The sequence below is a fragment of the Dechloromonas sp. TW-R-39-2 genome (genome assembly GCF_016864195.1).
In the GTDB taxonomy this organism is placed as follows: domain Bacteria; phylum Pseudomonadota; class Gammaproteobacteria; order Burkholderiales; family Rhodocyclaceae; genus Azonexus.
Map to the genome: position 1 here is coordinate 1,857,123 of NZ_CP045202.1, position 26,990 is coordinate 1,884,112.

General features: G+C 59.4%; 25 protein-coding genes. 20 read left to right on the top strand and 5 right to left on the bottom strand.

All coding sequences use genetic code 11. The annotated features are described in order from the left end of the window. Nucleotides 1-9: 9 nt before the first annotated feature. Both dapD and dapC read right to left on the bottom strand, forming a co-directional pair. Complete coding sequence (dapD, locus tag GBK02_RS08775; protein WP_203466304.1) at nt 10-828, bottom strand: 2,3,4,5-tetrahydropyridine-2,6-dicarboxylate N-succinyltransferase; 819 nt, start codon at nt 826-828, stop codon at nt 10-12. Between the two features lie 14 nt (nt 829-842). Continuing rightward, complete coding sequence (gene dapC, locus GBK02_RS08780; protein WP_203466305.1) at nt 843-2,033, bottom strand: succinyldiaminopimelate transaminase; 1,191 nt, start codon at nt 2,031-2,033, stop codon at nt 843-845. A 59-nt stretch (nt 2,034-2,092) separates the two neighbouring features. Between dapC and GBK02_RS08785 the strand changes: the two genes are divergently transcribed. Then, nucleotides 2,093-2,461, top strand: coding sequence for a hypothetical protein (locus tag GBK02_RS08785; RefSeq protein WP_203466306.1), 369 nt, complete (start codon nt 2,093-2,095; stop codon nt 2,459-2,461). On the opposite strand, the gene GBK02_RS08790 is transcribed toward GBK02_RS08785, so the two are convergent. Next, the gene (locus GBK02_RS08790; protein WP_203466307.1) at nt 2,458-3,705 is read right to left on the bottom strand and encodes a dicarboxylate/amino acid:cation symporter; all 1,248 of its coding nucleotides are present in this window, start codon (nt 3,703-3,705) and stop codon (nt 2,458-2,460) included. The two genes, GBK02_RS08785 and GBK02_RS08790, sit on opposite strands and share 4 nt — an antisense overlap. A 102-nt stretch (nt 3,706-3,807) precedes the next feature. Between GBK02_RS08790 and GBK02_RS08795 the strand changes: the two genes are divergently transcribed. Next, nucleotides 3,808-4,164, top strand: a complete 357-nt coding sequence (locus tag GBK02_RS08795) for a nucleotide pyrophosphohydrolase (protein WP_203466308.1) — start codon at nt 3,808-3,810, stop codon at nt 4,162-4,164. 61 nt (nt 4,165-4,225) lie between these two features. After that, on the top strand, nt 4,226-5,959 hold the full coding sequence (locus tag GBK02_RS08800) for a cation:proton antiporter (RefSeq protein ID WP_203466309.1): 1,734 nt from the start codon (nt 4,226-4,228) through the stop codon (nt 5,957-5,959). 62 nt (nt 5,960-6,021) lie between these two features. On the opposite strand, the gene GBK02_RS08805 is transcribed toward GBK02_RS08800, so the two are convergent. Next, on the bottom strand, nt 6,022-6,867 hold the full coding sequence (locus tag GBK02_RS08805) for a 23S rRNA (adenine(2030)-N(6))-methyltransferase RlmJ (RefSeq protein ID WP_203466310.1): 846 nt from the start codon (nt 6,865-6,867) through the stop codon (nt 6,022-6,024). On the opposite strand from GBK02_RS08805, the gene GBK02_RS08810 reads away from it, so the two are divergent. From GBK02_RS08810 to moaE, 16 genes are all read left to right on the top strand, one after another. Then, the gene (locus GBK02_RS08810) at nt 6,866-7,240 is read left to right on the top strand and encodes a DUF3301 domain-containing protein (protein ID WP_226408816.1); all 375 of its coding nucleotides are present in this window, start codon (nt 6,866-6,868) and stop codon (nt 7,238-7,240) included. The two genes, GBK02_RS08805 and GBK02_RS08810, sit on opposite strands and share 2 nt — an antisense overlap. Beyond that, nucleotides 7,224-8,072 carry a D-hexose-6-phosphate mutarotase gene (locus GBK02_RS08815; protein ID WP_203466311.1) on the top strand — a complete coding sequence of 283 codons (849 nt, stop codon included), beginning with the start codon at nt 7,224-7,226 and terminating at the stop codon, nt 8,070-8,072. Before GBK02_RS08810 ends, GBK02_RS08815 begins: the two co-directional genes overlap by 17 nt. A 67-nt stretch (nt 8,073-8,139) precedes the next feature. After that, entirely contained in the window at nt 8,140-8,976 is an 837-nt protein-coding gene (locus tag GBK02_RS08820) for a pentapeptide repeat-containing protein (RefSeq protein WP_203466312.1), read from the top strand. Nucleotides 8,977-8,983: 7 nt separating this feature from the next. Then, nucleotides 8,984-9,448, top strand: a complete 465-nt coding sequence (locus GBK02_RS08825) for a hypothetical protein (protein WP_203466313.1) — start codon at nt 8,984-8,986, stop codon at nt 9,446-9,448. A 158-nt stretch (nt 9,449-9,606) separates the two neighbouring features. Further along, nucleotides 9,607-11,799 (top strand): OsmC domain/YcaO domain-containing protein, encoded by a 2,193-nt coding sequence (locus GBK02_RS08830; protein WP_203466314.1) that lies wholly within the window; start codon nt 9,607-9,609, stop codon nt 11,797-11,799. Nucleotides 11,800-11,883: 84 nt separating this feature from the next. Continuing rightward, nucleotides 11,884-12,264 (top strand): hypothetical protein, encoded by a 381-nt coding sequence (locus tag GBK02_RS08835; protein ID WP_203466315.1) that lies wholly within the window; start codon nt 11,884-11,886, stop codon nt 12,262-12,264. Between the two features lie 101 nt (nt 12,265-12,365). Next, nucleotides 12,366-13,574, top strand: a complete 1,209-nt coding sequence (locus GBK02_RS08840) for a TolC family protein (protein WP_203466316.1) — start codon at nt 12,366-12,368, stop codon at nt 13,572-13,574. 11 nt (nt 13,575-13,585) lie between these two features. Beyond that, complete coding sequence (locus GBK02_RS08845; protein ID WP_203466317.1) at nt 13,586-14,080, top strand: hypothetical protein; 495 nt, start codon at nt 13,586-13,588, stop codon at nt 14,078-14,080. Continuing rightward, nucleotides 14,077-15,183 (top strand): efflux RND transporter periplasmic adaptor subunit, encoded by a 1,107-nt coding sequence (locus GBK02_RS08850; protein WP_203466318.1) that lies wholly within the window; start codon nt 14,077-14,079, stop codon nt 15,181-15,183. The genes GBK02_RS08845 and GBK02_RS08850 overlap by 4 nt, the downstream gene beginning before the upstream one ends. Before the next feature lie 10 nt (nt 15,184-15,193). Continuing rightward, nucleotides 15,194-18,322, top strand: a complete 3,129-nt coding sequence (locus tag GBK02_RS08855) for an efflux RND transporter permease subunit (protein WP_203466319.1) — start codon at nt 15,194-15,196, stop codon at nt 18,320-18,322. Nucleotides 18,323-18,375: 53 nt separating this feature from the next. Beyond that, a complete protein-coding gene (locus GBK02_RS08860) occupies nt 18,376-18,759 on the top strand; it encodes a hypothetical protein (protein ID WP_203466320.1) in 384 nt (127 codons plus the stop codon). 15 nt (nt 18,760-18,774) lie between these two features. Continuing rightward, a complete protein-coding gene (locus GBK02_RS08865; RefSeq protein WP_203466321.1) occupies nt 18,775-19,257 on the top strand; it encodes a DUF411 domain-containing protein in 483 nt (160 codons plus the stop codon). Between the two features lie 7 nt (nt 19,258-19,264). Then, a complete protein-coding gene (locus GBK02_RS08870; RefSeq protein ID WP_203466322.1) occupies nt 19,265-19,633 on the top strand; it encodes a hypothetical protein in 369 nt (122 codons plus the stop codon). Between the two features lie 67 nt (nt 19,634-19,700). Beyond that, complete coding sequence (locus tag GBK02_RS08875; protein ID WP_203466323.1) at nt 19,701-20,432, top strand: DUF2189 domain-containing protein; 732 nt, start codon at nt 19,701-19,703, stop codon at nt 20,430-20,432. 63 nt (nt 20,433-20,495) lie between these two features. Then, nucleotides 20,496-22,070 (top strand): peptide chain release factor 3, encoded by a 1,575-nt coding sequence (locus GBK02_RS08880; protein ID WP_203466324.1) that lies wholly within the window; start codon nt 20,496-20,498, stop codon nt 22,068-22,070. Between the two features lie 2 nt (nt 22,071-22,072). Continuing rightward, the gene (moaE, locus tag GBK02_RS08885; RefSeq protein ID WP_203466325.1) at nt 22,073-22,534 is read left to right on the top strand and encodes a molybdopterin synthase catalytic subunit MoaE; all 462 of its coding nucleotides are present in this window, start codon (nt 22,073-22,075) and stop codon (nt 22,532-22,534) included. A 59-nt stretch (nt 22,535-22,593) separates the two neighbouring features. Here the strand turns inward: moaE and GBK02_RS08890 are convergent, their stop codons facing one another. Next, entirely contained in the window at nt 22,594-24,228 is a 1,635-nt protein-coding gene (locus GBK02_RS08890; protein WP_203466326.1) for a methyl-accepting chemotaxis protein, read from the bottom strand. A 160-nt stretch (nt 24,229-24,388) separates the two neighbouring features. On the opposite strand from GBK02_RS08890, the gene clpB reads away from it, so the two are divergent. Next, nucleotides 24,389-26,980: an ATP-dependent chaperone ClpB gene (gene clpB, locus GBK02_RS08895; RefSeq protein ID WP_203466327.1), complete on the top strand. Its 2,592-nt coding sequence runs from the start codon at nt 24,389-24,391 to the stop codon at nt 26,978-26,980. The last annotated feature ends 10 nt before the right edge of the window (nt 26,981-26,990 follow it).

Genomic DNA, 26,990 nt, shown 5'->3' on the forward strand with positions numbered 1-26,990 from the left:
GGCTGCCGCTTACGGGCGCAGCAGTTCGTTGATGCTGGTCTTGGAGCGCGTCTGGGCATCAACCTTCTTGACGATGATCGCGGCGTACAGGCTGTAGGCGCCATTGGCCTTCGGCAAGGTGCCGCTGATCACAACGGAGCCCGGCGGCACGCGGCCGTAGGTCACTTCGCCGGTTTCGCGGTCGTAAATCGGGGTGCTCTGGCCGATGTACACGCCCATCGACAGTACCGAGTTTTCACCGATGATGACGCCTTCGACGACTTCCGACCGGGCGCCGATGAAGCAGTTGTCTTCGATGATGGTCGGGTTGGCCTGCAGCGGCTCAAGCACGCCGCCGATGCCGACGCCGCCGGAGAGGTGCACGTTTTTGCCGATCTGTGCGCAGGAACCGACGGTCACCCAGGTGTCGACCATGGTGGCTTCATCGACGTAGGCGCCGATGTTCACGAAGGAAGGCATCAGCACGGCGTTCTTGGCGACGTAGGAACCCTTGCGCACGATGGTGCCCGGTACGACGCGGAAGCCGCCCTGACGGAACTGCTCTTCGGTCCAGCCCTGGAACTTGGTATCCACCTTGTCGTAGAAGCGAACATCGCCGCCATCCTGAACACGGTTGTCGCGGATGCGGAAGGAAAGCAGCACGGCTTTCTTGATCCACTGATGGGTGACCCAGTCACCGCCGATTTTTTCGGCAACGCGCAGCTTGCCGGCGTCGAGGTCGGCAATGACCGATTCGATGGCGCCAACGGTGGCGGCATCGGATTGCGGGGACAGCTCGGTGCGGCGTTCCCAGAGTTGATCAATGGTGTTTTGCAGCGGATGGCTCATGTTTTTCTCTCTGATTACAGTTGTTGGGCGAATTGACGGATACGGCCGGCGGCTTCAAGACACTCGTCGAGTGAAGCGACCAGCGCAATACGAACGAAATTGGCACCGGGATTGACGCCCCGGATTTCACGGGCAAGGAAGCTGCCGGGCAGAACCACCACATTATAGTGTTCGAGCAGACCCCGGGCGAACTCGGTATCGGCGATCGGCGTTTTTGCCCACAGGTAGAAGCTGGCATCCGGCATCGCAGTGCCGAGCACTTCGCCGATCAGCGGCGTGCAGGCGGCGAACTTTTCGCGGTACTGGTTGCGGTTGTCGAGCACATGCGCCTCGTCGTTCCAGGCTGCAACCGAGGCGGTTTGCACGGGTGGGGCCATGGCACAGCCGTGATAGGTGCGATAGAGCAGGAATTTCTTGATGATTTTTTCGTCGCCGGCGACGAAACCGGAGCGCATGCCCGGCACGTTGGAGCGCTTCGACAGGCTGGAGAACATGACCAGCCGTTCGTTGCTGCGGCCGAGCAGCTTGGCGGCCTGCAGGCCGCCGATCGGCGGGTTGGCTTCGTCGAAATAGATTTCCGAGTAGCACTCGTCGGAGGCGATGATGAAACCGTATTTGTCCGAAAGCTCGAACAGTGTTTTCCAGTCGGCCAGCGACAGTACCTTGCCGGTCGGGTTGCCCGGCGAGCAGACGTAGAACAACTGGACGCGAGCCCATTCCTCTTCCGACAGTTCGCTGTAGTCAAAAGCGAAATCATTGTCCGGCAGATTGTTCAGGAAACGGGGTTCGGCGCCGGACAGATAGGCGGCGCCTTCGTAGATCTGGTAGAACGGATTCGGGCTGACGACCAACGGGACATGACCGCGGCTGGGATCGATCACCGTCTGGGCGAAGGAGAAAAGTGCCTCGCGCGAGCCGTTGACCGGGAGAATCTCGGTCTCGGCGTTCAGCGTCAGTCCGTAGCGGCGGTCGCACCACGCGGCAATGGCCTGGCGCAGCGCCGGGATGCCTTGCGTCGTCGGATAGTTGGCCAGGCCGTTCAGTCCCTTGGCCAGGGCTTCCATGATGAAAGGCGGCGTCGGGTGTTGCGGTTCGCCGATGGAGAGTTTGATCTCCTTGTATTGCGGGTTCGGGGTCACGCCGGCGAACAGCGCGCGCAGCTTTTCGAAGGGGTAAGGCTGGAGTTGGGCGAGATGCGGATTCACGGCGGGCGTCGAATGGGTGTAAAAATGTCGATTATCCCTGAAAAAACCGGATCTGCCTCGTGAACAAGACCCTCCTTTTGCTGTTCGCTGCCTTGAGCCTGCAAGCCTGTGCCTTCGGCTACTTTGCCCAGGGCAGCCTGAGCGATGTGGCCGGGTCGTTGCGCGGCAAGGCTTATCCGGGGCCGTCGGGCGGCGGTCGTTTCGTGCTTGCCGGCAGCAATGGACTGAGTTGTGACGGGACTGCTCATCCCCCCAGGCAATCGCCCCAGCCCGGCAGTTGCGAAGGCGAATCGGGCGATGGCGTTTTACGTTGCACGGACGGGCGGGAAGTTTCCTTCGAATGGCAGGCGCGTACCTGCCGCTCGTTTGAGGGCCGGGGCATGGATGCCCGAGGCAACCGCTTCGAATTCCAGTTCGGCCGACGCTAGGCGTTTACCGTTGCCGGCTTGTCCGTCAGTTTTTGCACGATCAGGCTGCCGACCATGTCGCCTTCGACATTGACCGCCGTGCGTACAGTATCGAGTATGCGGTCGATCGGCAGCAGGATGGCGATGGCAGCGGTCGGCAGGCCGACCGATTCGAGAACCAGCACCATGCTCAGCATGCCGACGCTGGGAATGCCCGGCGCGCCGATGGCGCCCAGCATGGTGACGAAAAAGATGATCAGCTGGTGCGCCAGATCGAGTTCGATGCCGGCCAGCCGGGCGACGAAAAGCGCGGCGGCCGCTTCGTAAAGTGCCGTGCCATCCATGTTGACCGTGGCACCGAGCGGAACGACGAAATTGGCAATGTCTTTCTTGACGTGCAGATGTTGCTCGGTGCAGCGCAGTGTGATCGGCAGTGTGGCGGCGCTCGAACTGGTCGCAAAGGCGGTCACCAGGGCATCTCGCGAGCCGTGCCAGAAGCGTAGGGGTGACATCCGGGTGACCAGCCAGAGAAGCAGCGGCAGCACGACGATGCCGTGGAACAGCGTGGTGCCGACAACGACGCTGATGAAATGAATCAGGCTGCCGAGCAAGGCGCTGTTCTGCGTCGCGACCAGTTGGAGCAGTAGCGCAGCGATGCCGAGCGGCGCCAGGCGCATGATCCAGCCGACGATCAGCAGGCAGAGTTCCTGCAGTTCCTGGACGACGAGGCGAATGTTTTTGTAGCGCTCGCCGCCGATAACCAGTGCGATGCCGAGAAACAGCGCGATGATCACGACCGCCAGAATGTCGCCCTGGGCCAGTGCCTTGAACGGATTCTGGAACAGGCCGCGGAGAAACTGGGCGATGTAGTCGGGCAGGGGCATCTGGCGCGCCTGGTAATCCCGCGTTGCGTCAGCGAACATGGCCAGTTGCAGGCCTTCGCCAGGGCGAAAAATTTCGGCGGCAGCCAGACCAAGGACGATGGCCAGCGCCATCGACAGCGCAAAAAATCCCAGGGTCGTCGTCCATACGCGATGCATTTGTTGGTGGGCACGCAAATTGGCCACCCCGACAACAATCGAGGAAAACACCAGCGGGACCAGTACCATGCGCAGCAGGTCGAGGAAGAGATTACCGACTACTTTTGCACCGTACAGGGTTTGTCCGACGAGCGGCGCCTGGCCTTGCGTCGTTAGCCACAATCCCCAGGCAATGCCGCATAGGCAGCCAATCAGGATTTGAGCGTTGAGCGAAATTCGGCGCATGGTGCATTTCTCGAAACGATGGAATCGCCGCATTTTAGCGACATTGCCGGCAGCTGCGCAGGCTGGCATCATCGGTATCAATTGAACCAACGGGATTGCAAAATGAGTGATTTGAATGCGTTGACCGCAGCATTGCTGGCCTTTCGCGATGCACGCGACTGGCAGCAGTTCCACACGTTGCGCAACCTGATCTCGTCGCTCAACCTTGAGGCGAGTGAGTTACTCGAATTGACCCAATGGAAAAGCGATGTCGAAATCGATGCCTTGCCGGATGACCCGGCTGGCCGCGAAGCACTGCGCGATGAGTGCGCCGACGTGCTTCTCTACTTGCTGCTGATTGCCGACAAAAGCGGTATCGACCTGATCGAGGCGGCACAGGCCAAGCTGCTCAAGAACGCCGCAAAGTACCCGGTCGACAAAGCCTTCGGCTCGCGCGAAAAATATACCCGTCTGGGCTGAGTCGCCAGCCCGCCCTGCGCTGGCGTGGCCGGAATGGCCGCTGGATGCGATACTTCGGCTCATGCAATCGAATACTGTCCTGGTCGTTCTGATGCTGCTCAGCGCAGCGCTTGTCGTCGTTTTTGTCGCCCGTAAGTTCCATCTTCCCTCCTTGCTGGCTTATCTGGCCATGGGGATCGCACTGGGGCCGCACGGTCTGAAGCTGTTGTCGGAAACTGCCGAGGTCGAAACGCTGGCCGAGTTTGGCGTGGCCTTCCTGATGTTCTCGATCGGGCTGGAATTCAGCATTGGCAAATTGCGCGCCATGCAATCCATGGTGCTCGGTTTTGGCGGTGGGCAGGTTTTGCTGACCGCGGCAGCAACGACGGCCGTGGCTTTGTTCGGTTATGGCCAGCGCTGGGAATCCGGGCTGGTGGTCGGCATGGCTGTCGCCATGTCTTCAACCGCCATTGTTGCCCGCATGCTTTCCGAACGGTTCGAGCTGCATTCCCGCTCCGGGCGCCAAACCATGGGCGTGCTGCTGTTCCAGGATATTGCCGTGGTTCCCTGCCTGATTCTTTTTCCGGCGCTGGCGCGTCCGCAGGATGATCTGGGGCAGGCCATCCTGATTGCCGCTGCTCAAACCGTGGTGGTCCTGGCTGTGCTGATCGGCCTCGGCAAACGCCCGCTGAGAATGCTGCTCGATCTGGTGGCACATCGTCGCTCGGAAGAGTTGTTTGTTCTGACGACCTTGTGGATCGTTCTGGCCCTCGGTTATGCAACGCATGCGGCAGGTCTTTCGCTGGCGCTGGGCGCGTTTATCGGCGGTATGCTGATTTCCGAGACGATGTATCGGCATCAGGTCGAAGCCGACATCCGGCCATTTCGCGACATCCTGCTCGGTTTGTTTTTCGTCACCGTCGGGATGATGCTCGACCTGTCGTATGTCCTGTCGCACATCCCCTTGCTGTTACTCGCTGTTTTGCTGCTGATCGGCGGCAAGGCAGCCGTGGTCCTGCTGTTGTCGCGGTCGACCGGCAGTTCGCTGGATGTTTGCTTGCGGACTGCGGCGCAGTTGTCGCAGGCGGGTGAATTTGGTCTGGTCCTGATCCAACTGGGTTTTGAACTCAAACTGATCGGTGACGACGTTTTTCAGGTGACCTTGTCGGCCATGCTGATTTCGATGTTCGTCGCTCCCTTCCTGATCGAGTCGGCGGCGCGGTTGTCCGGCCAACTGGCCAGAGGCGACTGGGCGCACAAGGCGAAGGCGATTCACGATATTGCGGTGGGTGCTTTTTCGATGGATCAGCACGTGATTATTTGCGGTTACGGCAAAACAGGCGAGCGGGTGGCGCGCTTCCTCTCTGCCGAGGAAATCTCGTTTGTCGCGCTTGATCTCAATCCCGCCACGGTCAAGCAGGCAGCGCCGCCGCATGGTGTACTGCTGTTTGGTAGCGCCGATCGTCCCGAAGTGCTCAAGGCGGCGGGTTTGTCGCGCTCGCGAGGTGTCGTGGTCGCCTATCACGACGTGCATTCTGCCGAGCGCGTCGTTCGCCTGATTCGCCAGGATTTCCCGGCGCTGCCGATTGTCGTTCGGGTGGCCGACGAAGGCGCGGTGGCGCGGCTGAAGTCGGCGGGGGCGACCGAAGTGGTGCCCGAGGTGCTTGAAGGCAGTCTGATGATTGCCGCCGAGGTACTGGTTCAACTGGGTGTGCCTGTCGAGCAGGCGATGCGTCGGGTACGCTCTGTGCGCGCCGAACGTTATGCCTCGCTACGTCGTTTTTACGATGCCTCGGCCGAGCAGGGGAAGCCCTGAATTGAAAACTCCCTGCGCGCCAGGCGGGCAGGGAGTCGGGTTGATGCCGGGCGGTGGCTGGTTTAGTCGGTCTGGCTTTCCAGCGTGTATTTCGCGCCTTCGCCCTGGGCCATCAGTTCGGTCAGTTTGGGCAACGTTTCGTGCAGCTTGCGCTCCAGCGTCCACGGTGGGTTGATGATGAACATGCCGCTGCCGTTCATGCCGAAACCGTCGCGGGCGGCAGCTTTGACTTCGAGCGTGGCGTGCAGCCAGTTCTTGGCGCCGAGGTTCTTCAGCTTGCCCGGCAACTGGCGCGCATCGAGCTTGGAAAGCATCGGATACCAGATGGCGTAAGTCCCGGTCGGGAAGCGTTTCAGGCTGTCCTGCATGGCCTTGACCACGGCCTGGTAGTCTTCGCGGGTTTCGTAGGACGGATCGATCAGGACCAGGGCGCGACGCGAGGGCGGCGGCAACTGGGCCTTGAGGCCGGCAAAGCCGTCGCCGGCCGTGACGCTGATCTTGCGGCCACCGGTCTTGAAACATTCCTGAAGCAGCTTGATGTCGGTGCTGTGCAGCTCGAACAGGCGCAGACGGTCGCTTTCGCGCAGCATCTGGCTGGCCAGCCAGGGCGAACCCGGGTAGTGGCGCAACTGGCCATCCGGATTGAGCATTTTGACGAATTCGAGGTAGTCGACCGCGGCAGGCGGCAATCCCTTCTTGTCCCACAGGCGGCCAACCCCATCGCGGAATTCGGCGAGCTTGGTGGCGTGGGCCGACTCCAGCGTGTAGCGGCCGGCGCCGGCGTGGGTGTCGATAATCCAGAAAGGTGCCGGTTTCTCGCCCATGTATTCGGCGATCTGCAGCAGGATCAGGTGTTTGAGTACGTCGGCGTGGTTGCCGGCGTGAAAGGCGTGGCGGTAACTGAGCATGGGCGCAGTATACTTCGCCGCCATGCCTATTTACGAAACCATTTTCCTGTTACTCGCCGGATCCGGCATCTGGCTCTGGCTCGATACGCTGAAAGCACGCGAGATCGGCATTCAGGCAGCCCAGCGCGCCTGCGCCGAAGAGGGCCTGCAATTCCTCGACGAAACCGTCGTCGGTCAACGCGCCAGCCTGGCCCGCGACGATGCCGGCCAGCTCAGGCTGCGCCGCGTCTACCTTTTTGAATACAGCGACACGGGCGACAACCGGCGTTCGGGCAGCGTCACGCTGCTCGGCCACGATGTCGAAATCCTGCATGTTCGCCCCAACCTTTACGTTGTGCCCAAGGCACCGGAGACGCATGAAAACTTCCATTGAAACCATCCAGTTCCACGGCATCGACGCCGTTCGCCTGAACGGCCCGCAGGGCACCACCGTAACGGTCAGCCTGCTCGGCGGCCAGGTACTGTCGTGGGTGACGCAGGATGGCCGCGAGCGCATCTTTCTCTCCGAGCGTGCCGTGTTTGACGGCAGCGTGGCGATTCGCGGCGGCATTCCTGTCTGCTTTCCGCAGTTTTCCAATCTGGGCGATTTGCCCAAACACGGCTTCCTGCGGACCAAGGCTTGGAAATTGAACGATCAGCGTCATGCCGACGATTTCGCGCTGGTTACGCTGGAAATCTCCGACGACGAAGAAACCCGCGCCCTCTGGCCGCATCCTTTCCGTGCCGAGATCACCATCATGCTGGAGGCCGATCGCATCGATCTGGAATTCTGCGTCGAAAATACCGGCGGCGAGACCTTCGAGTTCACCGGCGCGCTGCATACCTATCTGCGCATGACCCAGGTTGAAGACGTTGCGCTTGAAGGCCTCTATGGCCATGACTATCGCGATGCGGCCAATGGCGACGTCGTGATTCGTGAAACCGGCACCGAATTGCGCGTCGACCGCGAAACCGACCGCGTTTACCACAACGTCAAGCGCCCGCAACTGCTTCAGGCCGCCAACCTCAGTCTGGCCATCCAGAGCCAGGGCTACCCGGATGTCGTGGTCTGGAACCCGTGGGTCGATCAGTGCGCCAAGCTTAAGGACATGGCGCCGGACGGCTGGCGTCACATGCTCTGTGTCGAAGCGGCGATTGCCCGCAAACCGGTCAGCCTGCCGGCCGGCGAAGAATGGTACGGCCGCCAGACGCTGGTTGTGGTTTGAGTAAAGTGCATTCCAGGGTGTGTCATCGTATTAAGTTCGCCAACCAATTAAAGCGAGATGTTTTGTTATGGATTTAAAAGATTGGATCCAATTGTTGGCGCTCCCGTTTGTCGGATGGTTGAGTACGGCAGTATTTACCAACACCAAACGAGCGCAGCGCTTGAAGTTGATTGGTGAGTCTTTCGATGCGATCAGCCAACAGCTGACCGACACAGGGAGCGGCAGCAGTTCCCAGAGAAGATTGATCGCCGCTGTTCGAATGCGACGATTTTTCGATAAAGAAGGAGAGTTTGCTATCAGTGAGGTTTTGATCAAGGAATCAATTAAGCATTTTTCAATAAAAATAAAATTTGTCTGTCCTTATGAAAAAGATGCATTGAGTGTGATTTCGGCTTTGCTTAAAACCCCTGTTGGAAAAGATGATCCGCAAGTACAAAAGGCGCTTGCCGATAGTCTTGCCTATGCCAATGATCTTTCTGGTGTAGACCTGCAAGGTGCTGATTTGTCCAATTCGTTTCTTGGGGCAAAATCGTCGGCTGAGCAAATGTCTTTGCGTGAGCTTGATTTTTTTGGTGCAACCTTGATCAAGGCTTCGCTAAAGTACGCAGATTGTGGGGGGGCGAAATTTGTTCAAGCTGAAATGCGGGAGTGCGTAATGGACTACGGTGATTTTGCCAGTGCAGATTTTCGTGGAGCAAATCTGACAAAAGCCAGGCTCAAACATGCCAATCTGGAGGAGGCAAATTTTCAAGGAGCGGACCTAACGCAGGCCAATTTCGCCGAAGCCAATCTTTCGGGGGGAGTGTTTAATGGATGTAAATTGGAAGGTGCTCAATTTAAGGGGGCCAAAGGCATTCCAATTGAAATTATGAAAAGGCTAGATACAGCGAGTATCTATCACTAAGTAAGTGATGTCACCAAACCAACCCATGTTGTTCAGTTACAAGCGTGTTTTTTTCTCGCACAATTATCCAATAAATCATTTCCAGCAGATGCTGGTTGAGTCGGTTGAGTTGTGGCTGGCAAGCAAGGGAATTGAATGTCTGACGGTAAAGTCTACTCACCAGTCTGTTAGCTCAGCCATTACCGAAATTCGTTCACGGATACAAATTTCCGATGCGGTTCTGGCTATGGCCTTGCCTAAATCGTCCGAGACCTGTGGTGAGAGTCCGGTTACTACGCCTTGGGTTCACATGGAAGCAGCAATGGCTTTGCAAGCAGTAAAGCCATTAGCGCTTATCAAAGACCGACGCTTGCCCTTGAATGGTGTTTTTGATCAGGTGGCGACAAAGATACCTGTTCTCGAAATCGATACGAATATTAGTCAAGCTGAATTTCTGGTTTTTCTGGAAAAGCTAAGTTTTTATACTGCCTGAAGTATCTGGCTGGTTTTTAGTCAGGTAGTGGTGTTAAGTTGAAGTCAGTAATCATCCATGATTTCTAATGCTGCAAGCAGCTTGAAAGTACAGCTTTGTTGTGGGAAACCCGGATAATGGCGGCCAATTCGTTTTGAACGCCATTTTGGAAGCCCCGCATGGAAATCAAGGTCAACTTTCTCGACAAACTTCGTCTCGAGGCCAAATTCGACGACTTCACGGTCATCGCCGATCAGCCCATCCGCTACAAGGGCGACGGCTCGGCGCCGGGGCCGTTCGATTATTTTTTGGCTTCGTCGGCCTTGTGCGCGGCTTATTTCGTGAAGTTGTACTGCGACACGCGCAATATTCCGACTGAGCACATCCGCCTGTCGCAGAACAACATCGTTGATCCGGAAAACCGTTACCAGCAGACTTTCAAGATACAGGTCGAGCTGCCGCCGGATATTTCGGCCAAGGACCGACTGGGCATCTTGCGCTCCATCGACCGGTGTACCGTGAAAAAGGTCGTGCAGACCGGCCCGGCGTTCATCATCGAGGAAGTCGAGAATCTCGATGCCGATGCGCAGGCGCTGCTGACCATCAATCCGGATGCCGAGACGCAGACCTTCATTGCCGGCAAGGATTTGCCGCTGGAACAGACCATCGCCAACATGTCCGGCCTGCTCGCCGGGTTGGGCATCAAGATCGAGATTGCCTCGTGGCGCAACCTGGTGCCCAATGTCTGGTCGCTGCACATCCGCGATGCGCATTCACCAATGTGCTTCACCAACGGCAAGGGGGCGACCAAGGAAAGCGCGCTGGCCTCGGCGCTCGGCGAGTACATCGAGCGCCTGAGCTGCAATCATTTCTACAACGATCAGTTCTGGGGTGAAGAATTCGCCAACGCGCCCTTCGTGCATTACCCGAATGAGCGCTGGTTCAAGCCGGGCAAGAAAGACGCGCTGCCCAAGGGCCTGCTTGACGACTACTGCCTGGAAATCTACAACCCGGACGGTGAATTGCGCGCCTCGCACCTTTACGACACCAACTCGGGCAACACCGAGCGCGGCGTCTGTGCGCTGCCCTACGTCCGTCAGTCGGATGGCGAGACGGTGTATTTCCCGACCAATCTGATCGACAACCTGTTTCTGAGCAATGGCATGAGCGCCGGCAACACGTTGGTCGAAGCGCAGGTGCAGTGCTTGTCGGAAATCTTCGAGCGCGCCGTCAAGCGCGAAATCCTCGAAGGTGAAATTGCGCTGCCCGATGTGCCGGCCGAGGTGTTGGCCAAATACCCGGGTATCGTCGCCGGCATCGAAGAGCTGGAGAAGCAGGGCTTCCCGGTGCTGGTCAAGGATGCCTCGCTGGGCGGTGAATTTCCGGTGATGTGTGTGACCCTGATGAACCCGCGCACCGGCGGCGTTTTCGCCTCCTTCGGCGCGCATCCGAGCCTGGAAATCGCGCTTGAACGTAGCCTGACCGAACTGCTGCAGGGGCGCAGCTTCGAAGGCCTCAATGATCTGCCGCGGCCGACTTTCGAAAGCAATGCTGTCACCGAGCCGAACAACTTCGTCGAGCACTTCATCGACTCCAGCGGCGTTGTGTCCTGGCGCTTCTTCAGTGCCAAGGCCGACTACGAATTCGTCGAGTGGGATTTCTCCGGCCACGGTGAAAACTCCAACGCCGATGAAGCCGCCACGCTGTTCGGCATTCTTGAAGCCATGGGCAAGGAAGTGTACATGGCCGTTTACGATCAGCTTGGTGCCAACGCCTGTCGCATCCTGGTGCCCGGCTATTCGGAAATCTACCCGGTTGACGACCTGATCTGGGACAACACCAACAAGGCGCTCGCCTTCCGCGAAGACATTCTCAACCTGCATAGCCTCGACGACGCCGGCCTGGCAGCCTTGCTGGAGCGCCTGGAAGAGAGCGAACTCGATGACTACACCGACATCATCACGCTGATCGGTGTCGAATTCGACGAGAACACCGACTGGGGGCAGCTGACCATCCTCGAACTCAAGCTCCTGATCAACCTCGCGCTGCAGGATTTCGAGGCGGCCAAGGAACAGGTCGAAGCCTATCTGCAGTACAACGAAAACACCGCAGAGCGCGGCCTGTTCTACCAGGCGGTCAATGTGGTGCTGGAAGTGCTGCTCGATGACGAGTTGGAACTGGAAGACTACGAGCCCAACTTCCGTCGCATGTTCGGCAACGAACGTATGAACGCCGTGCTTGGCTCGGTCGATGGCAGCCTCCGTTTCCACGGCCTGACCCCGACCAATATGCAGCTCGAAGGCCTCGACCGACACCAGCGGCTGATCGACAGCTATCGCAAGGCGCATGCGGCGCGGGGCAGGGTGGCTTGACCTGACCGAACCGGACGTTTGTAACCGACAGAACTTTTGATCCGTGTGGGTTTCAGAAATCCACACTTCTGTTACATTGCGGCCATGCGTTCCCTGATTCGCTCCCTCTCTCGTGCCATGCTGTTCGTCATGCTGGTCACCGTCTTCGCGCCGAGTTTCGGCTGGGAAGCCGTGTCCGCGACAGTTGGCCACGAAGAAATGGCGGTCGCCGATCAGGATGTGCATATGGCGCATGAAGCGCACGCCGACTGCGATGGCTGCGACAGCCATGCGGCAGCACCGTGCGACGATCTTCGCCACCATTGTTGTCCCGGCCACGTATTGGGGCACATGAGTGGTGGAATCACGAGCATTTCGACGCCGATTTTGCCTTTGCCGCAGCTTTTCGCGGTCAACGGTCAAACCGACCGCTTTTCCTCGCGCATTCCCGAAGGGCTCGAACGCCCGCCCAGATTCGCCGCCTGATCCGCGGCGGTCTGCCCATTTTCCTTGATGTTTGAAGGCCCTTTGCGGGCCTGATGCGGCATGCCGCCGGTTGTTCGAATCTTGCAACCGGAGGAATCCCCATGCGAAGCCTTTTCAGCATCGCACCTGTTATTGTTTTAAGTTGGTCAGTCAGCCTGCCTGTGCTGGCCGAAACGCGCCTGGCCCAGGCGTTTGAACAAGCCTGGCAACGTCAGCCGGCCGCGGCCGCCCTGGCTGAGCGCGAACGTGGCGTGGCGGCGCAAATACGTGCTGCCAGCGCGTGGACCGCGACACCGCCGAGTCTTGAACTGGCGACGCGCAGCGATCGTTTCAATCAGCGCAATGGCGCCCAGGAGCATGAAGTCGGCCTGGTCTTGCCGCTCTGGCTGCCCGGTGAGCGCAGCAGCAGCCAGGCATTGGCCGAAGCCGAGGGGCTGGCTCTGAATGGTCGTGAACAAAGCCTGCGCCTGCGTCTGGCCCAGCTTTTTCGCGAAACCTGGTGGAACTGGCAGTTGGCCGAAAATGAGTCCGCGCTGGCTGGTGAACGGGTGAATGCGGCTCGCCGCTTGCGCGATGACGTAGCCCGCCGTTTTGCCGCGGGTGATTTGTCGCGCGCCGATCTGAACCAGGCGGAAGGTGCCTTGGCGCAGTCCCAGGCATTGCAGGCCGAAACGCTTGCCCAACAGCTGACGGCCAGCTATCGCCTTGAAAGCCTGACCGGCCAGCCGGTCGACACGGCGAATGTCCAGCCGGAGCCCGTACCGGCCGGCGCCGCTACCCGGCATCCCGCGCTGCAGGCGCTTCAGGCACGGCTTGAAGTGGCTCGCCGCAATGTCGATCTGGCTCGCGCCCAGACCCGGGCCAATCCTGAAATCGCCTTGTCGACGCGGCGCGACCGCAGCGCCACCGGCGAACCGGTCGATCAGACTTGGGCGCTGGCCTTGCGCATTCCGTTCTCATCCGGCCCGCGTCAGGATGCAAGAGTGGCGACGGCCAATGCCGAAGCCATCGAACTGGGCATCGAGCTTGAACGCGAGCAGGAGCGCATGACACGCGAAACCGCCGCCGTGCAATTGCAACTTGCCGCCGCCCGGCAGCAACTTTCGGCCGCCGAGCAGCGTCGTCGCCTGGCACTTGAGAACCGTGGCTTTTACGAAAAATCATTCCGCCTTGGCGAAAGCGATCTACCGACGCGCTTGCGCATCGAAAGCGAGGCTTTCGAGGCCGAACGGGCATTGGGCCGGACGCGCATCGCGCTGGCCCTGACCATCTCGCAATTGCGCCAGAGTCTTGGCCTGCTGCCGGAATAAGGAGTTATCTGATGAAATTACGATATTTATGCTGGTTGACCGCAGCATGGCTGCTGGCCAGCAATGGATACGCTGCTGCTGGCGAAATTCCCGTCGCACTGGCGGAAAGCGACAGTTTCGAAGTCGTCGGGCGGCTTGAGTCCGAAGGCCTTGTCTTTTATGTCGACCGCAGTGACAGCAACGCCCCTGTGCTCGGTGCCCAGCTTGAAATCGAGCAGGGCGGGGTGAGCCGCAAGGCTGTTTTTCGTCCGGAGCAGGGCGATTACCTGGTGGCTGACGGCGAATGGCTGAAGACCCTGCGCCAGCCCGGAGAGCATCTGCTCGGCGTGACCCTGGTGGCCGGCGAGGAAAGCGATCTGCTCAGTCTGAATCTTGATGTGCATGCCGAGTCGACCGCAGCAATCAAGGTCGATGGCTGGGGGAGCATGCTGGCCGGCGCGGCCGTATTGATCAGCTTGCTTGGCCTGTTGATCCTGAGCCGCTTTCGCAAAGGAGCCGCCAAATGAGCCGGGCTATCGTTTTCGCCGCGCTGCTTGCCGGGATCAATCTGTCAGTCATGGCGCACGAAGGGCATGACGACGAGAAAAAACCGGCTGCCGTGCTCGGGAGTTCGCCGCTGCGTCTGCCGGATGGCGCTATTTTCCTGCCCAAGTCGGCGCAGCGTGGCATGGGGGTTTTAACCCTGAAAACCGCCGAGGCGGAATTACCGAAAAGTATCGAACTGCCCGGTCGGGTGATCATGGACCCGCATCTCGGCGGTCGGGTTCAGGCGATGATTCCGGGCCGTATCGAAGCTGCCGGACCGCATGGTTTACCGGCCGCCGGCAGCAAGGTGAAAAAAGGCGAGGTGCTGGCCTGGGTCGTGCCCTCGGCCGGGGCCATTGAGCGAGCCAACCAGTCGGCCCTGCTGGCTGAGTTGAAGGCCAGTCTCGGGCTGGCTGAAAAGCGTCTGAATCGTCTGCATGAACTGGCGGATACGGTGCCCAAGAAGGAAATCGAAGCCTCGGAAAGCGAGGTCGCCAGTCTGAAAGGCCGGCTGGCCGCTGTCGGCGGTGGCTTGTCAGGGCGTGAAGCCTTGGTGGCGCCGGTTGGCGGTGTGCTGGCGGCGAGTAATGCGGTCGTCGGTCAGGTGGTTGAGCCACGCGAGTTGATTTTCGAGATCATCGATCCGGACAGCCTGCATATCGAAGCGACTGCCTATGATCCGCTGGCGCTCGATCAGGTGGCCGAGGCGACGGTTGCCCTCGGTGAGCGCAGCGTCAGGCTGAGTTATGTCGGTGCGCCGCGCCGCCTGCGCGAACAAGCCTTGCCCTTGATTTTCGAAAACCATGCCACCGGTGCCGGATTGACCCTGCCGCTGGGCCAGCCAGTCAAGATCCAGGTCAGGATGAAGACGATGCTGCGCGGCATGCCATTGCCGATGGCCGCCCTGACGCGCAATGCGGCAAATCAGACGATTGTCTGGGTCAAGGCCCAGCCGGAGCGTTTTGAAGCCCGTGTCGTCCAGACACAGCCGCTCGACGGGGTTCAGGTGCTGGTCAGCACCGGTTTGAAGCCCGATGAGCGCGTCGTGATCCAGGGTGCCAGCCTGATTTCGCAGATTCGCTAGGAGCGCCGACATGTTCCAGTGGATTGTTGAAAAAAGTCTTGCCAGCCGGCTGTTCGTGCTGGTCGCCGCCGTTGTCCTGATGCTCTGGGGCGGCATTCAGGCGACCCGTTTGCCGGTCGATGTCTTTCCCGATCTGAACAAGCCGACCGTCACGGTGATGACCGAGTCGGGCGGCATGGCGCCGGAAGAGGTCGAACAGTTGATCAGTTTTCCGCTCGAAACGACGATGAGCGGCTTGTCCGGCGTGTCGGGCATCCGTTCGGTATCGAGCGCCGGGTTGTCCTTCGTCTATATCAGTTTCGACTGGGGCGTCGATATCTACCGCGCTCGGCAAATGGTCAGCGAACGCCTGTCGGCGCTCGAATCGGTGTTGCCGCCGGGTATCCAGCCGCGGATGGGGCCGGTGTCGTCGATCATGGGTGAAATCATGCTGGTGGCGATTCCGATTGTCGGGGAAAGCGCCGGCCATTCAGTCAACGCCAAGGCTGCTCGCGAATACGCCGACTGGGTGTTGCGTCCTCGCCTGATGGCGATTTCCGGCGTCTCGCAGGTGATTCCGGTGGGCGGCGAAGTGCGGCAATTCCAGGTGCAACCTGATACGCAGCGCATGGCGACATTGGGGATCGGCCTTGATCAGATCGAAGCGGCGGTCAAAGGGTTTGCGGCCAACACCTCCGGTGGCTTCCTCGAACTGAATGGTCGTGAATACCTGATTCGCCACCTCGGGCGCAGTGCCCGGCTGGATGATTTGAAGAATCTGGCCCTGACGGCCCGCGATGGTCAGCCGATTCTGCTTCGCCAGGTGGCTGAAGTCGGTTTTTCGGCGGCGATCAAGCGCGGTGATGGTGGCTTCAGCGATCAAAAAGGCAGCGTCCCGGCGGTGCTGCTCAGTATCCAGAAGCAGCCGACGGCCGATACGGTCGACCTGACAAAACGTATCGAAACCGCGTTGTCCGACCTCAAGGGCAGTGTGCCGCAGGGGATGTCTGCGCCGAAGGTGATTTTCCGCCAGGCCGATTTCATCGAGTCGTCGATCGGCAACCTGCAGCTGAAATTGTTGATGGCCGGTTGCCTGGTGGCCGGCGTGCTCTTCTTCTTCCTCGGCAATCTGCGAACCATGCTGATTTCGCTGACCGCCATTCCGCTGTCCATCCTGATCGCGGTGCTGGTCTTCAAGTGGCTGGGTTTGTCGATCAATACCATGACCCTGGGCGGTCTGGCGATTGCAATTGGCGAACTGGTCGACGATGCCGTGGTCGATGTCGAGAACATCCTGCGTCGCTTGCGCGAGAAAGCTGCCCGTGGCGAGCCGTATTCGGTGTTCCGGACGGTGATCGATGCCTCGCTCGAAGTGCGTACGGCGATTGTGTATGCGACGCTGATCATCGCGCTCGTCTTCGTTCCGCTATTTGCCTTGCCGGGGATAGAAGGGCGCCTGTTCGTGCCGCTCGGCGTGGCTTACATTGTTTCGATCCTGGCTTCGCTGATCGTCTCGGTCGTTGTCACGCCGGTCTTGTCGTCTTACTTGCTGCCGGCGCTGGTGGCGCAGGATCACGGTGAAACGCGGCTGGTCATCCGGCTCAAGGCGGCTTACCGCCAGGCGCTGGAAAAAGTGCTGCAGGCACCGCGCCTGCCGATTGCGCTGGCCGGCTTTGCCGTTGTGCTGGCAATGCTGGCCGTGCCGTTTTTTCCAACCACTTTTTTGCCGCCGTTCAATGAAGGTTCGATCACGCTCGGCCTGCGCCTGAATCCGGGCGCCACCTTGTCCGAATCGATCCGGATTGCGACAACGGCTGAGGCCGCCCTGCGCAGCCTGCCCGAAATCGAGCATCTCGGTCGTCGTACCGGCCGGGCCGAACTCGACGAACATGCCGAGGGCGTTCATGTTACCGAGCTGGAAATTCGCCTTAAATCCGGCGGTCGACCGAAGGAAGCGATTTATGCCGACATTCGCCAGCGCTTGAAGGATCTGCCGGCCAGCCTCAGTCTGGGGCAGCCGATTGCCCACCGGATCGATCACATGCTGTCCGGCGTGCGGGCGCAGATGGCCATCAAGCTGTTCGGCGAAGACCTCGATACCCTGCGCGCCCAGGCTGGATTGTTGCGTGAGCGGCTGGCCAAAATCGACGGCATGGCCGATCTGGAAATCGAAAAGCAGGTGCTGGCACCGCAAATCAAGGTACGGGTCGATTTCGATGCGGCGGCGCGCTACGGCATTTCGACGGCCCAGCTGACGCGCACGCTGCAGACGCTGGTCGATGGCGAAAAGGTGACGCAGATTGTCGAAGGCAACCGGCGTATCGATCTGGTCGTTCGTCTGCCTGAGTCGGCCCGTTCGCTCGAAGGCTTGAAAAACCTGCTGGTCGAAACGCCGGGCGGCCGCATTCCGCTGTCCAAACTGGCCAGCATCGAAGATGCCGATGGGCCGAACCAGATCACCCGCGACGAAGGCCGGCGGCGCATCGTCATCTCGGCCAATGCGCAGGGCAGGGCGCTGTCCGATGTGGTCGCCGACCTGCGTGCAGCGGTGGCTGACTTTCCTTTGCCGGAAGGTTATTTCATCACGCTGGGCGGGCAATTCCAGGCGCAGGAGGAAGCGGCTAAATTGATTTCCTTGCTGGCAATCGGGTCGACCGTGCTGATCTTCATGGTTCTGTTCAGCCGCTATCAATCCGCACTACTCGCCGGCCTGATCATGGCCAATGTGCCGCTGGCGCTGGTTGGCAGCGTACTGGGCTTGTGGCTGTCCGGCCAGCCGCTGTCGGTCGCGGCGCTGATCGGTTTCATCACGCTGGCCGGCATCGCGACGCGCAACGGCATTTTGAAAATCAGCCATTACCTCAACCTGATGCGCTTCGAAGGCGAGGTTTTTGGCGTGCCGATGATCGTCCGCGGTTCGCTTGAGCGCCTGACACCGGTGCTGATGACCGCGCTGGTTGCCGCTTTCGCGCTGGCGCCGCTGCTCTTCGAGGCCGAACAGCCAGGCACCGAAATCCTGCATCCGGTTGCTGTGGTGATTTTCTCCGGCCTGATCAGCTCGACCCTGCTCGATACCTTCATTACCCCGGCGCTGTTCTGGCTGTTTGGCCGAAAAGCGGCTGAACGCCTGGCTGCGCAGGAAAGTCGCGAGGCCCTGTAATGGCCGTTTTTGTACTCACATCGTCTGCTAAATATCTTTTTCAGGAGATCAAAATGAACTTCAAAACTCTGTTGACCGCAGCATCCATCGTTTTTTCCTTTTCGCTCGGTGCTTCACAGGCGCTGGCCCATGCCGAACACGGCCAGCCGCAACATGGCGGTATCCACGCCGAGGCCGGCGAAGCACAATTCGAGATCGTCGCCCGGGATGGCAAATTGACGGTCTACGTCACCAGCCATGGCGCGCCGGTTGATACGGTTGGGGCGAGTGGCAGGCTGACGGTGCTGGCCGGTACGGTGAAAAGCGACATTGCGCTTGCGCCGGCTGGCAGCAATCTATTGCAGGGGGTTGGGCCGGTTGCCAGCGGTGCCAAGCTGCTGATCAATGTGCAACTGCCGGGCAAGAAGGCCCTGCAGGCGCGGGCCGTGATGCAATAAGCCAGGGAGAGATCAATGGATTCATTGAATTTGACTCGTCGCAGCGTGCTGCTCGGCCTGGCCGCGCTCGCACTGGCACCGGCTGTTACTTGGGCCAAACCTTTGCCGCAAGTGGTCGATGTCTGGAAAGACCCGAATTGCGGCTGTTGTACCGATTGGGTGGCGCATCTCAAGGAAAACGGTTTTCAGGTTCGCCTGTTCGATAGCGGTAACGAAGCCGCTCGCCGCCGTCTCGGCATGCCGGCGCAACTTGGCTCATGCCACACGGCGCTGGTGGCCGGCTATGTGCTTGAAGGACACGTGCCGGCCCGTGAAATCCGTCGCTTGCTGAGCGAAAAACCGGCGGTGCTCGGACTTGCCGTGCCGGGCATGCCGGTCGGTTCGCCTGGGATGGATGGCCCGGCTTACCGGGGGCGGCGCGATGCTTACTCGGTGCTGCTGGTCGAGCGCGATGGCAAGACGCGGGTTTTTGAGTCTTATCAGCAATCCGGGTCATAATCGCCGGATGATTCTGAAGAAAACCGAACACCTGCCGTCGAACGACAAAGGGACTCGTGTCGCCCTGATTTACGCCCTGGTTGCCGAGCGTCTATCGGCATTTTATGAACACGGGCAGTGGCTGACCGTCGGGCAGGGCGCTACGCTCTGCGCCGACTGGCTGTCGCGTTCGAAGCGCTCCTTGCCGATGGATGAACGTAAGCGGCTTTCCGAACTCTCCGACCAGTTGGCACGTCAGGTCGAAGCCAGCCTGTCACGCGAGGCCGGGCTGTTTACGGCGCATGAAATGATGGAGTCGCTCGATCACAACTACCATTCGGAAATCGGCCTGTCGATCATGGATGAGTGCGAGCGACTGCACGATTCCTTGATCTGAATTGCAGTCGGCGGCAGTGGCTTCGGCTAGGCTGGGCGTTATTCGCCCATCCTTTTTGTGAGTTCCCATGCTGCTTCGCCCATTTTCGTTTGCCTCCCTGCAACGCGCCCTGGCTGAAGGCTGGCGCATGGCCAATGCGACGCGTGGCGTCAGTATCGGCTACTCCCTGATTTTTGTACTTGCCGGCGGGGTGATCATCGGCGGGCTGCTGCGCCAGGGCTGGACGCCGTTCATCATTGCGGCGGCCGGTGCCTTCATGCTGATTGGGCCGGCGATTCTGGCCGGATTCTTTGGGATTGCCCAGGCGCATGAGTCGGGCGAAAAAACAGGCATCACCAGCATATTCCACGGTTTTTCACGGGCGTCAGGTGCCTTGTGGGCGCTGGCGCTGGTTTGCGGCCTGTTGTTCATGATCTTCGTCACCGACGCGGCAATTCTCTACGCTTACATGCTGGGTGACGTGCCGGTCTGGCTTGGCGACCTGCAGCCGGCAGCCGATGGTGTGGCACGATTTGTTCGCTGGTCGGCCGTTTCGGGGGCCGTCGTGGCCTTCCTGCTGTTTTGTGTCTCGGTCTTTGCCGTACCCCTGCTTTGCGAACAGCGGGCGGGTCTGGTCGAAGCCGTGGTCAGCAGCGTGAAAGGGGTTTTCAGCAATTTCATTCCCGCCATTTCGTGGGCTGTTTTGTTGTCGACCGCAGTGATCGGGAGTGTTTTCCTCCTGCCGCTACTGCCGCTGACCTTGCCCTGGATGGCTTATGCCAGCCGCGCCTTGTATCGCGAAGTGTTGCCGCTCGCTTGAGTTCGGCGTGTTGCATTGCGGCAAAAGGTATAATCGCGGTCTTTCCGCTTTTTGAAGCTTGCCGTGACTGTTCTCGATACCGAAATTGCCCGCCGTCGCACCTTTGCGATCATTTCCCACCCCGACGCCGGTAAAACGACGCTGACCGAAAAACTGCTGTGGTTCGGCGGCGCCATTCAGGTGGCCGGCGAAGTGCGCGCCCGCAAGGCTTCGCGCCATGCGACCTCCGACTGGATGGAGATGGAAAAGCAGCGCGGCATCTCGGTTACGTCGTCGGTGATGCAGTTCCCGTACCGCGAATGCATGATCAACCTGCTCGACACACCGGGCCACGAGGACTTCTCCGAAGATACCTACCGCACGCTGACGGCCGTCGACTCGGCGACCATGGTGATCGACTCGGTCAATGGCGTCGAAGCGCAGACGATCAAGCTGCTCAACGTCTGCCGCATGCGTGACACACCGATCCTGACCTTCATCAACAAGCTCGACCGCGAAGGCAAGGAGCCGATCGACCTGCTCGACGAAATCGAGTCGGTGCTCGGCATCCAGTGCGCACCGATGACCTGGCCGATCGGCATGGGCAAGCGTTTCCGCGGTGTCTATCACCTCTACAACGACGAAATCGCCTTCTTCGACCCGCAGGCCGAGAAGGGCACGGCCGAGATCATCAAGGGCCTCGACAATCCGCGTCTCGACGAACTGATCGGCGTGCAGGCCGACGAATTGCGTACCGACATCGAACTGGTCCGCGGCGCCTCGCACACCTTTGATGTTGATGCCTATCTGGCTGGCCAGCAATCGCCGGTGTTCTTCGGTTCCGCGGTCAACAACTTCGGCGTGCAAAGTTTGCTCGATGCCGTGGTCGACCTGTCGCCGGCCCCGATTTCCCGTCCGGCGGTGAGCCGTCGGGTTGAGCCGAATGAAACCAAGTTTTCCGGTTTCGTGTTCAAGATCCAGGCCAATATGGACCCGAAGCATCGCGACCGCATTGCTTTCCTGCGCGTCTGCTCAGGCAAGTTCGAGCGCGGCATGAAGGTCAAGCAGGGCGCTGGCGGCAAGCTGCTGGCGGTCAATAACGCCATTACCTTCATGGCGCGCGACCGCAGCACGACCGACGAAGCCTATCCGGGCGACATCATCGGTATTCCGAACCACGGCACCATCCGCCTCGGCGAAACCTTCACCGAAGGCGAAGACCTGCGCTTCACCGGTATTCCGTCCTTCGCGCCGGAACACTTCCGTCTGGCCCGGATCGCCAATCCGCTGAAGATCAAGCAGCTCCAGAAGGGCTTGCAGCAGCTGGCGGAAGAGGGCGCGACGCAGTTGTTCCGCCCGCTTTCCGGGACTGACATGATCCTCGGTGCAGTTGGCATCCTGCAGTTCGACGTGGTGGCCAGCCGTCTGGAGAACGAATACGGCGTCAAGGTCATCTTCGAAAGCTACAACTGTTCGACGGCACGCTGGATTCATGGCGATGCCGCCGAACTGCGCCAGCTTTCCGACCGCTACAGTGCCAATGTCGCGCTCGACGGCGCCGATGATCCGGTCTATCTGGCACCGAATAATGTGTATCTCAACATGGTCAAGGAAAAGTATCCCAACCTGCGCTTCCTCGAAGCGCGCGAGGTGATCTGATCATGACCGTCCGGGTACAGGAAGCCGATTTTGACCTTGGCGCGGAGTTGACCGCGCTAAGGGCCGGTGATGCCCGGGTGGGTGCCTTGGCCAGTTTTCTCGGTCTGGTGCGCGATATCAACGACGGTGCCAGCGTCTCCGAAATGACGCTGGAGCATTATCCCGGCATGACCGAGAAGGCGCTCGAAGCCATCGTCGTTGAAGCCAAGGGCCGCTGGGATATCTACGATGCGCTGGTTATCCATCGCGTCGGGCCGCTCAAGCCTTGCGACCAGATCGTGCTGGTTGCCGTGACCAGCGCGCATCGTGGCGAAGCTTTTGCCGCCTGTGAGTTCATCATGGATTACCTGAAAACACGGGCGCCGTTCTGGAAGCGCGAAGCAACGCCGGAAGGCGCCCGCTGGGTCGATGCCCGCGACAAGGATGATTCTGCCGCGGCACGCTGGGTAACGAAACAGGGTTAATGAATCGCCCATGAAAAAGGAGGCCGAGGCCTCCTTTTTTTGTTTCGGTTGCTTGATGATCAGGTCTTGAACTGCGCGACCGCCTTGTGCAACGAAGCGGAAAGCGCATGCAGCTGGCGAGCCGCTGCAGTCGTGTGCTCAACGGCAATCGCACTTTCTTCCGACATCTGGGCGATGGTTTCGAGCTGATGGGCAATCTGGTTGCCGGCCTGGCTCTGCTCGCGAATCGAGTCGGAAATGCCGTTGACCACCTGTGTGACACGCTGGGCGCCATCGCGGATGCGATTGATCGAATCGCCTGCCTGATTGGCCAGTTCGACGCCGTTGCTGACCTGAGTCACCCCGGCTTGCATGCTGTTGACCGCGCTGCGCGTGCCGTTCTGGATTTTGCCGACCATGCCGCCGATTTCGGTAGTGGACAAGCTGGTCCGTTCGGCCAGCTTGCGCACCTCGTCGGCCACCACGGCAAAGCCACGACCTTGTTCACCCGCCCGCGCAGCTTCGATGGCGGCATTCAGGGCGAGGAGGTTGGTCTGGTCGGCGATTTCCTTGATCGTATTGACGATCGAGGTGATCTGGTCGGATTGACGGCCGAGATCTTCGACGATTGCGGAGGACGACTGGACGGCATCCGAAATCTTGCGCATTTCATTGGCCGCGTTATGAATGACGGCCGCGCCTTCCTGGGAAATATTGCCAGCGTCGATTGAAATCCCGTGTGCTTCATCGGCATTTTCCTTGACCTGATCGATGCTCACCGCCATCTCTTCAACTGCGGCTGCCATCGAGGAGGCCGCATCGCTTTGCTGGCGCGCACGATCAGCCACTTCTTCCGAAGCGTGCATCAATTCATCAGCCGAGGTGGCAACCTGTTCGGCATTGCCGATGATGGTCGAGATCATGTCGCGCAGGGTGTGCTGCATGGTTCGGATGTTGGCCAGCAGACTGTCGTTGTCGCCTGCGGCGCAATCGACCGTGGTGGTCAGGTCGCCGGCGGCAATGCGCTTGGTGACGGCCGAGGCAAGCGAAGGATCGCCGCCCAGCGTCCGGATGATGTTGCGTGACAGCAGAAGCAGCGAAATGGCCACAAAACCACCGATGCCCAACCCCCAGATCATGAGCTTGATTGCGTCGGCACGGAACTTGGCATCAACGTCATCAATGTAGATGCCTGAGCCGATGACCCAGTTCCATGGGGTGAACCCTTGAACGTAGGACAGTTTCGGCACGCCTTCGTCTGAGCCGGGCTTGGGCCAGAGGTAGTCGACAAACCCTGCCCCCTGTGCATTGACGACTTTGTTGAACTCGACAAAGAAAAATTTGCCGTTCTTGTCTTTCAGCTGGTCGAGTGGCTTGCCTTCAAGATCCGGCTTGATCGGGTGCATCACCATCAGGTTGTTGAGGTTGTGAATCCAGAAGTATTCAACCTTGTCATAGCGCATGGCGCGGATGGCGGCCATCGCGGCTTTTTGCGCGTCCTCCGTCGAGAGGCGTCCGGCACGGGCTTCGCCTTCGTAAAAGGCAATGGTCGCATGGGCAACCTCGACCAGATTTCTGACCTTGTCCTGGCGGTCTTCGAGCAACTGATGCCGTTCGTTTGAAAGCAGGACAGCGAACAAGAAAACAAGTGCCGCAATCGTTGCGATCGTCATGGCCAGCAGCTTGCTGCGCAGCGTCATTCCATTTGTGGACATGGTGCATCCCCCTTGTTATTTTTGTATGCCGAAAGTAATAGCCCAATCTAGTATAGATTATTTAAAGTTTCACCGACATGAATCAATTCCAGCCGGTTGAAAACAAATCGTCCAGCCCCATATGGGATTTATCAGACGATTCATGTCCGGAGGACGAAAAATGCGACTCGACAAGTTTACGACCAAATTCCAGCAGGCTTTAGGTGATGCCCAGAGTCTGGCGCTGGGCGGTGATCAGCAGTTTATAGAACCCCAGCATCTTTTGCTTGCGCTCCTGAGCCAGGAGGATGGTGCGACCAGTTCGCTGTTGTCGCGTGCCGGGGTCAATGTACCTGGCTTGCGTAACGACCTAGAGCGTTCCCTGAAGAATTTGCCGCAGGTATCCGGTCATGGCGGCGATGTTTCGCTGGGGCGCGACCTGACCAATCTGCTCAACCTGACCGACCGGGAAGCGCAGAAGCGTGGCGATGAATTCATTGCCAGCGAAATGTTCCTGCTCGTGCTGGCTGATGACAAGAATGAAACCGGTCGACTGGCCAAGCAGCACGGCTTGAGCCGCAAAGCCATCGAAGCCGCAATCATGGCGGTGCGCGGCGGGCAGGGCGTCGACTCGCAGGATGCCGAAGGACAGCGCGAGTCACTCAAGAAATATTGCATCGATCTGACTGAACGTGCTGCCCAGGGCAAACTTGATCCGGTGATTGGCCGTGATGATGAAATCCGTCGTGCGATCCAGATTTTGCAGCGCCGGACCAAAAACAATCCGGTATTGATCGGCGAACCGGGGGTCGGCAAGACAGCGATTGTCGAAGGCCTGGCCCAACGCATCATCAATGATGAAGTGCCGGAAACCCTGAAAGGCAAGAAGGTGCTGGTCCTCGACATGGCTGGCCTGCTGGCTGGTGCCAAGTATCGTGGCGAATTCGAGGAGCGTCTGAAGGCCGTGCTCAAGGAGGTTTCGCAGGAAGCCGGGCGGATCATCCTGTTCATTGATGAAATTCATACCATGGTTGGCGCCGGCAAGGCCGAGGGCGCGATCGATGCCGGCAACATGCTCAAACCGGCCCTGGCCCGTGGCGAGCTGCATTGCATCGGTGCGACGACGCTGAACGAATATCGCAAGTACATCGAGAAAGATGCGGCGCTTGAGCGTCGTTTCCAGAAAGTGCTGGTCGATGAGCCAAGTGTTGAATCGACCATCGCCATCCTGCGCGGCCTGCAGGAAAAGTACGAATTGCACCACGGTGTCGATATCACCGACCCGGCCATTGTCGCGGCGGCTGAACTCAGCCATCGCTACATCACCGATCGTTTTCTGCCGGACAAGGCGATCGACCTGATCGATGAAGCAGCGGCCCGGATCAAGATGGAAATCGACTCCAAGCCGGAGGTGATGGACCGCCTTGAACGCCGGATGATCCAGCTCAAGATCGAGCGTGAAGCCGTCAAGCGCGAGAAGGATGATGCTTCGAAGAAACGCCTTGGCCTGATCGAGGACGAATTGGTCAAGCTGCAGAAGGAATATTCCGACCTGGAGGAAATCTGGAAGGCCGAAAAATCGGCTGTGCTCGGTTCGGCGCATATCAAGGAAGAGATCGATCACTTGAAGGCTGATATTTCCCGACTGCAGCGCGAGGGGCGTCTGGGTGAGGTTGCCGAATTGCAATACGGCAAGCTGCCGCAACTTGAAGCCCAGTTGAAGGCTGCCGAGAAATCCGGTGAAGGTGAAGGGCGCAAGAATAAATTGTTGCGTACCCAGGTCGGCGCTGAGGAAATTGCCGAAGTGGTCAGTCGTGCAACCGGCATCCCGGTCAGCAAGATGATGCAGGGTGAGCGCGAAAAGTTGCTCAAGATGGAAGATCGTTTGCATAACCGGGTGGTCGGCCAGGATGAGGCTGTGCGTCTGGTTGCCGATGCTATTCGCCGGTCGCGGGCCGGTTTGTCCGACCCGAACCGGCCTTACGGTTCCTTCCTCTTTCTTGGCCCGACGGGCGTCGGCAAGACCGAGCTGTGCAAGGCGCTGGCCGAGTTCATGTTCGATGCCGAGGATCACCTGATCCGCATCGACATGAGCGAGTTCATGGAAAAGCATTCAGTGGCCCGCCTGATCGGTGCGCCGCCAGGATACGTCGGCTACGAAGAGGGCGGTTACCTGACCGAAGCAGTGCGCCGCAAGCCGTACAGCGTGATCCTGCTCGATGAAGTCGAGAAGGCGCACCCGGACGTCTTCAACGTGCTGCTGCAGGTGCTTGACGATGGCCGGATGACGGATGGACAAGGTCGCACGGTCGACTTCAAGAATACGGTCATTGTCATGACGTCGAATCTGGGTAGCCAGATGATCCAACAGATGTCGGGTGACGATTACGGCGTGATCAAGATGGCGGTGATGGCCGAGGTGAAAACTTATTTCCGGCCGGAATTCGTCAACCGGATCGACGAAGTCGTGGTCTTCCACAGTCTGGCCGAAAAACACATTGCCGGGATTGCCAGAATCCAGCTCGCTTATCTCGAAAAGCGGCTGGCTCAGCTTGAAATGGGGATTGTTGTTGAGGATAGTGCTCTGGCCGAGCTGGCTCAGGCCGGGTTTGATCCAGTGTTCGGGGCCAGGCCGCTCAAGCGGGCTATCCAGCAGCAGATCGAAAATCCGCTGGCCCGCGCCATTCTGGAAGGCAAGTTTGCCGCCAAGGACACGATCCGTGTCAGTTGCGATCCGGCAACCGGCGGTATCATGCGCTTTAGCAAGAACTGATTCCGGGTTC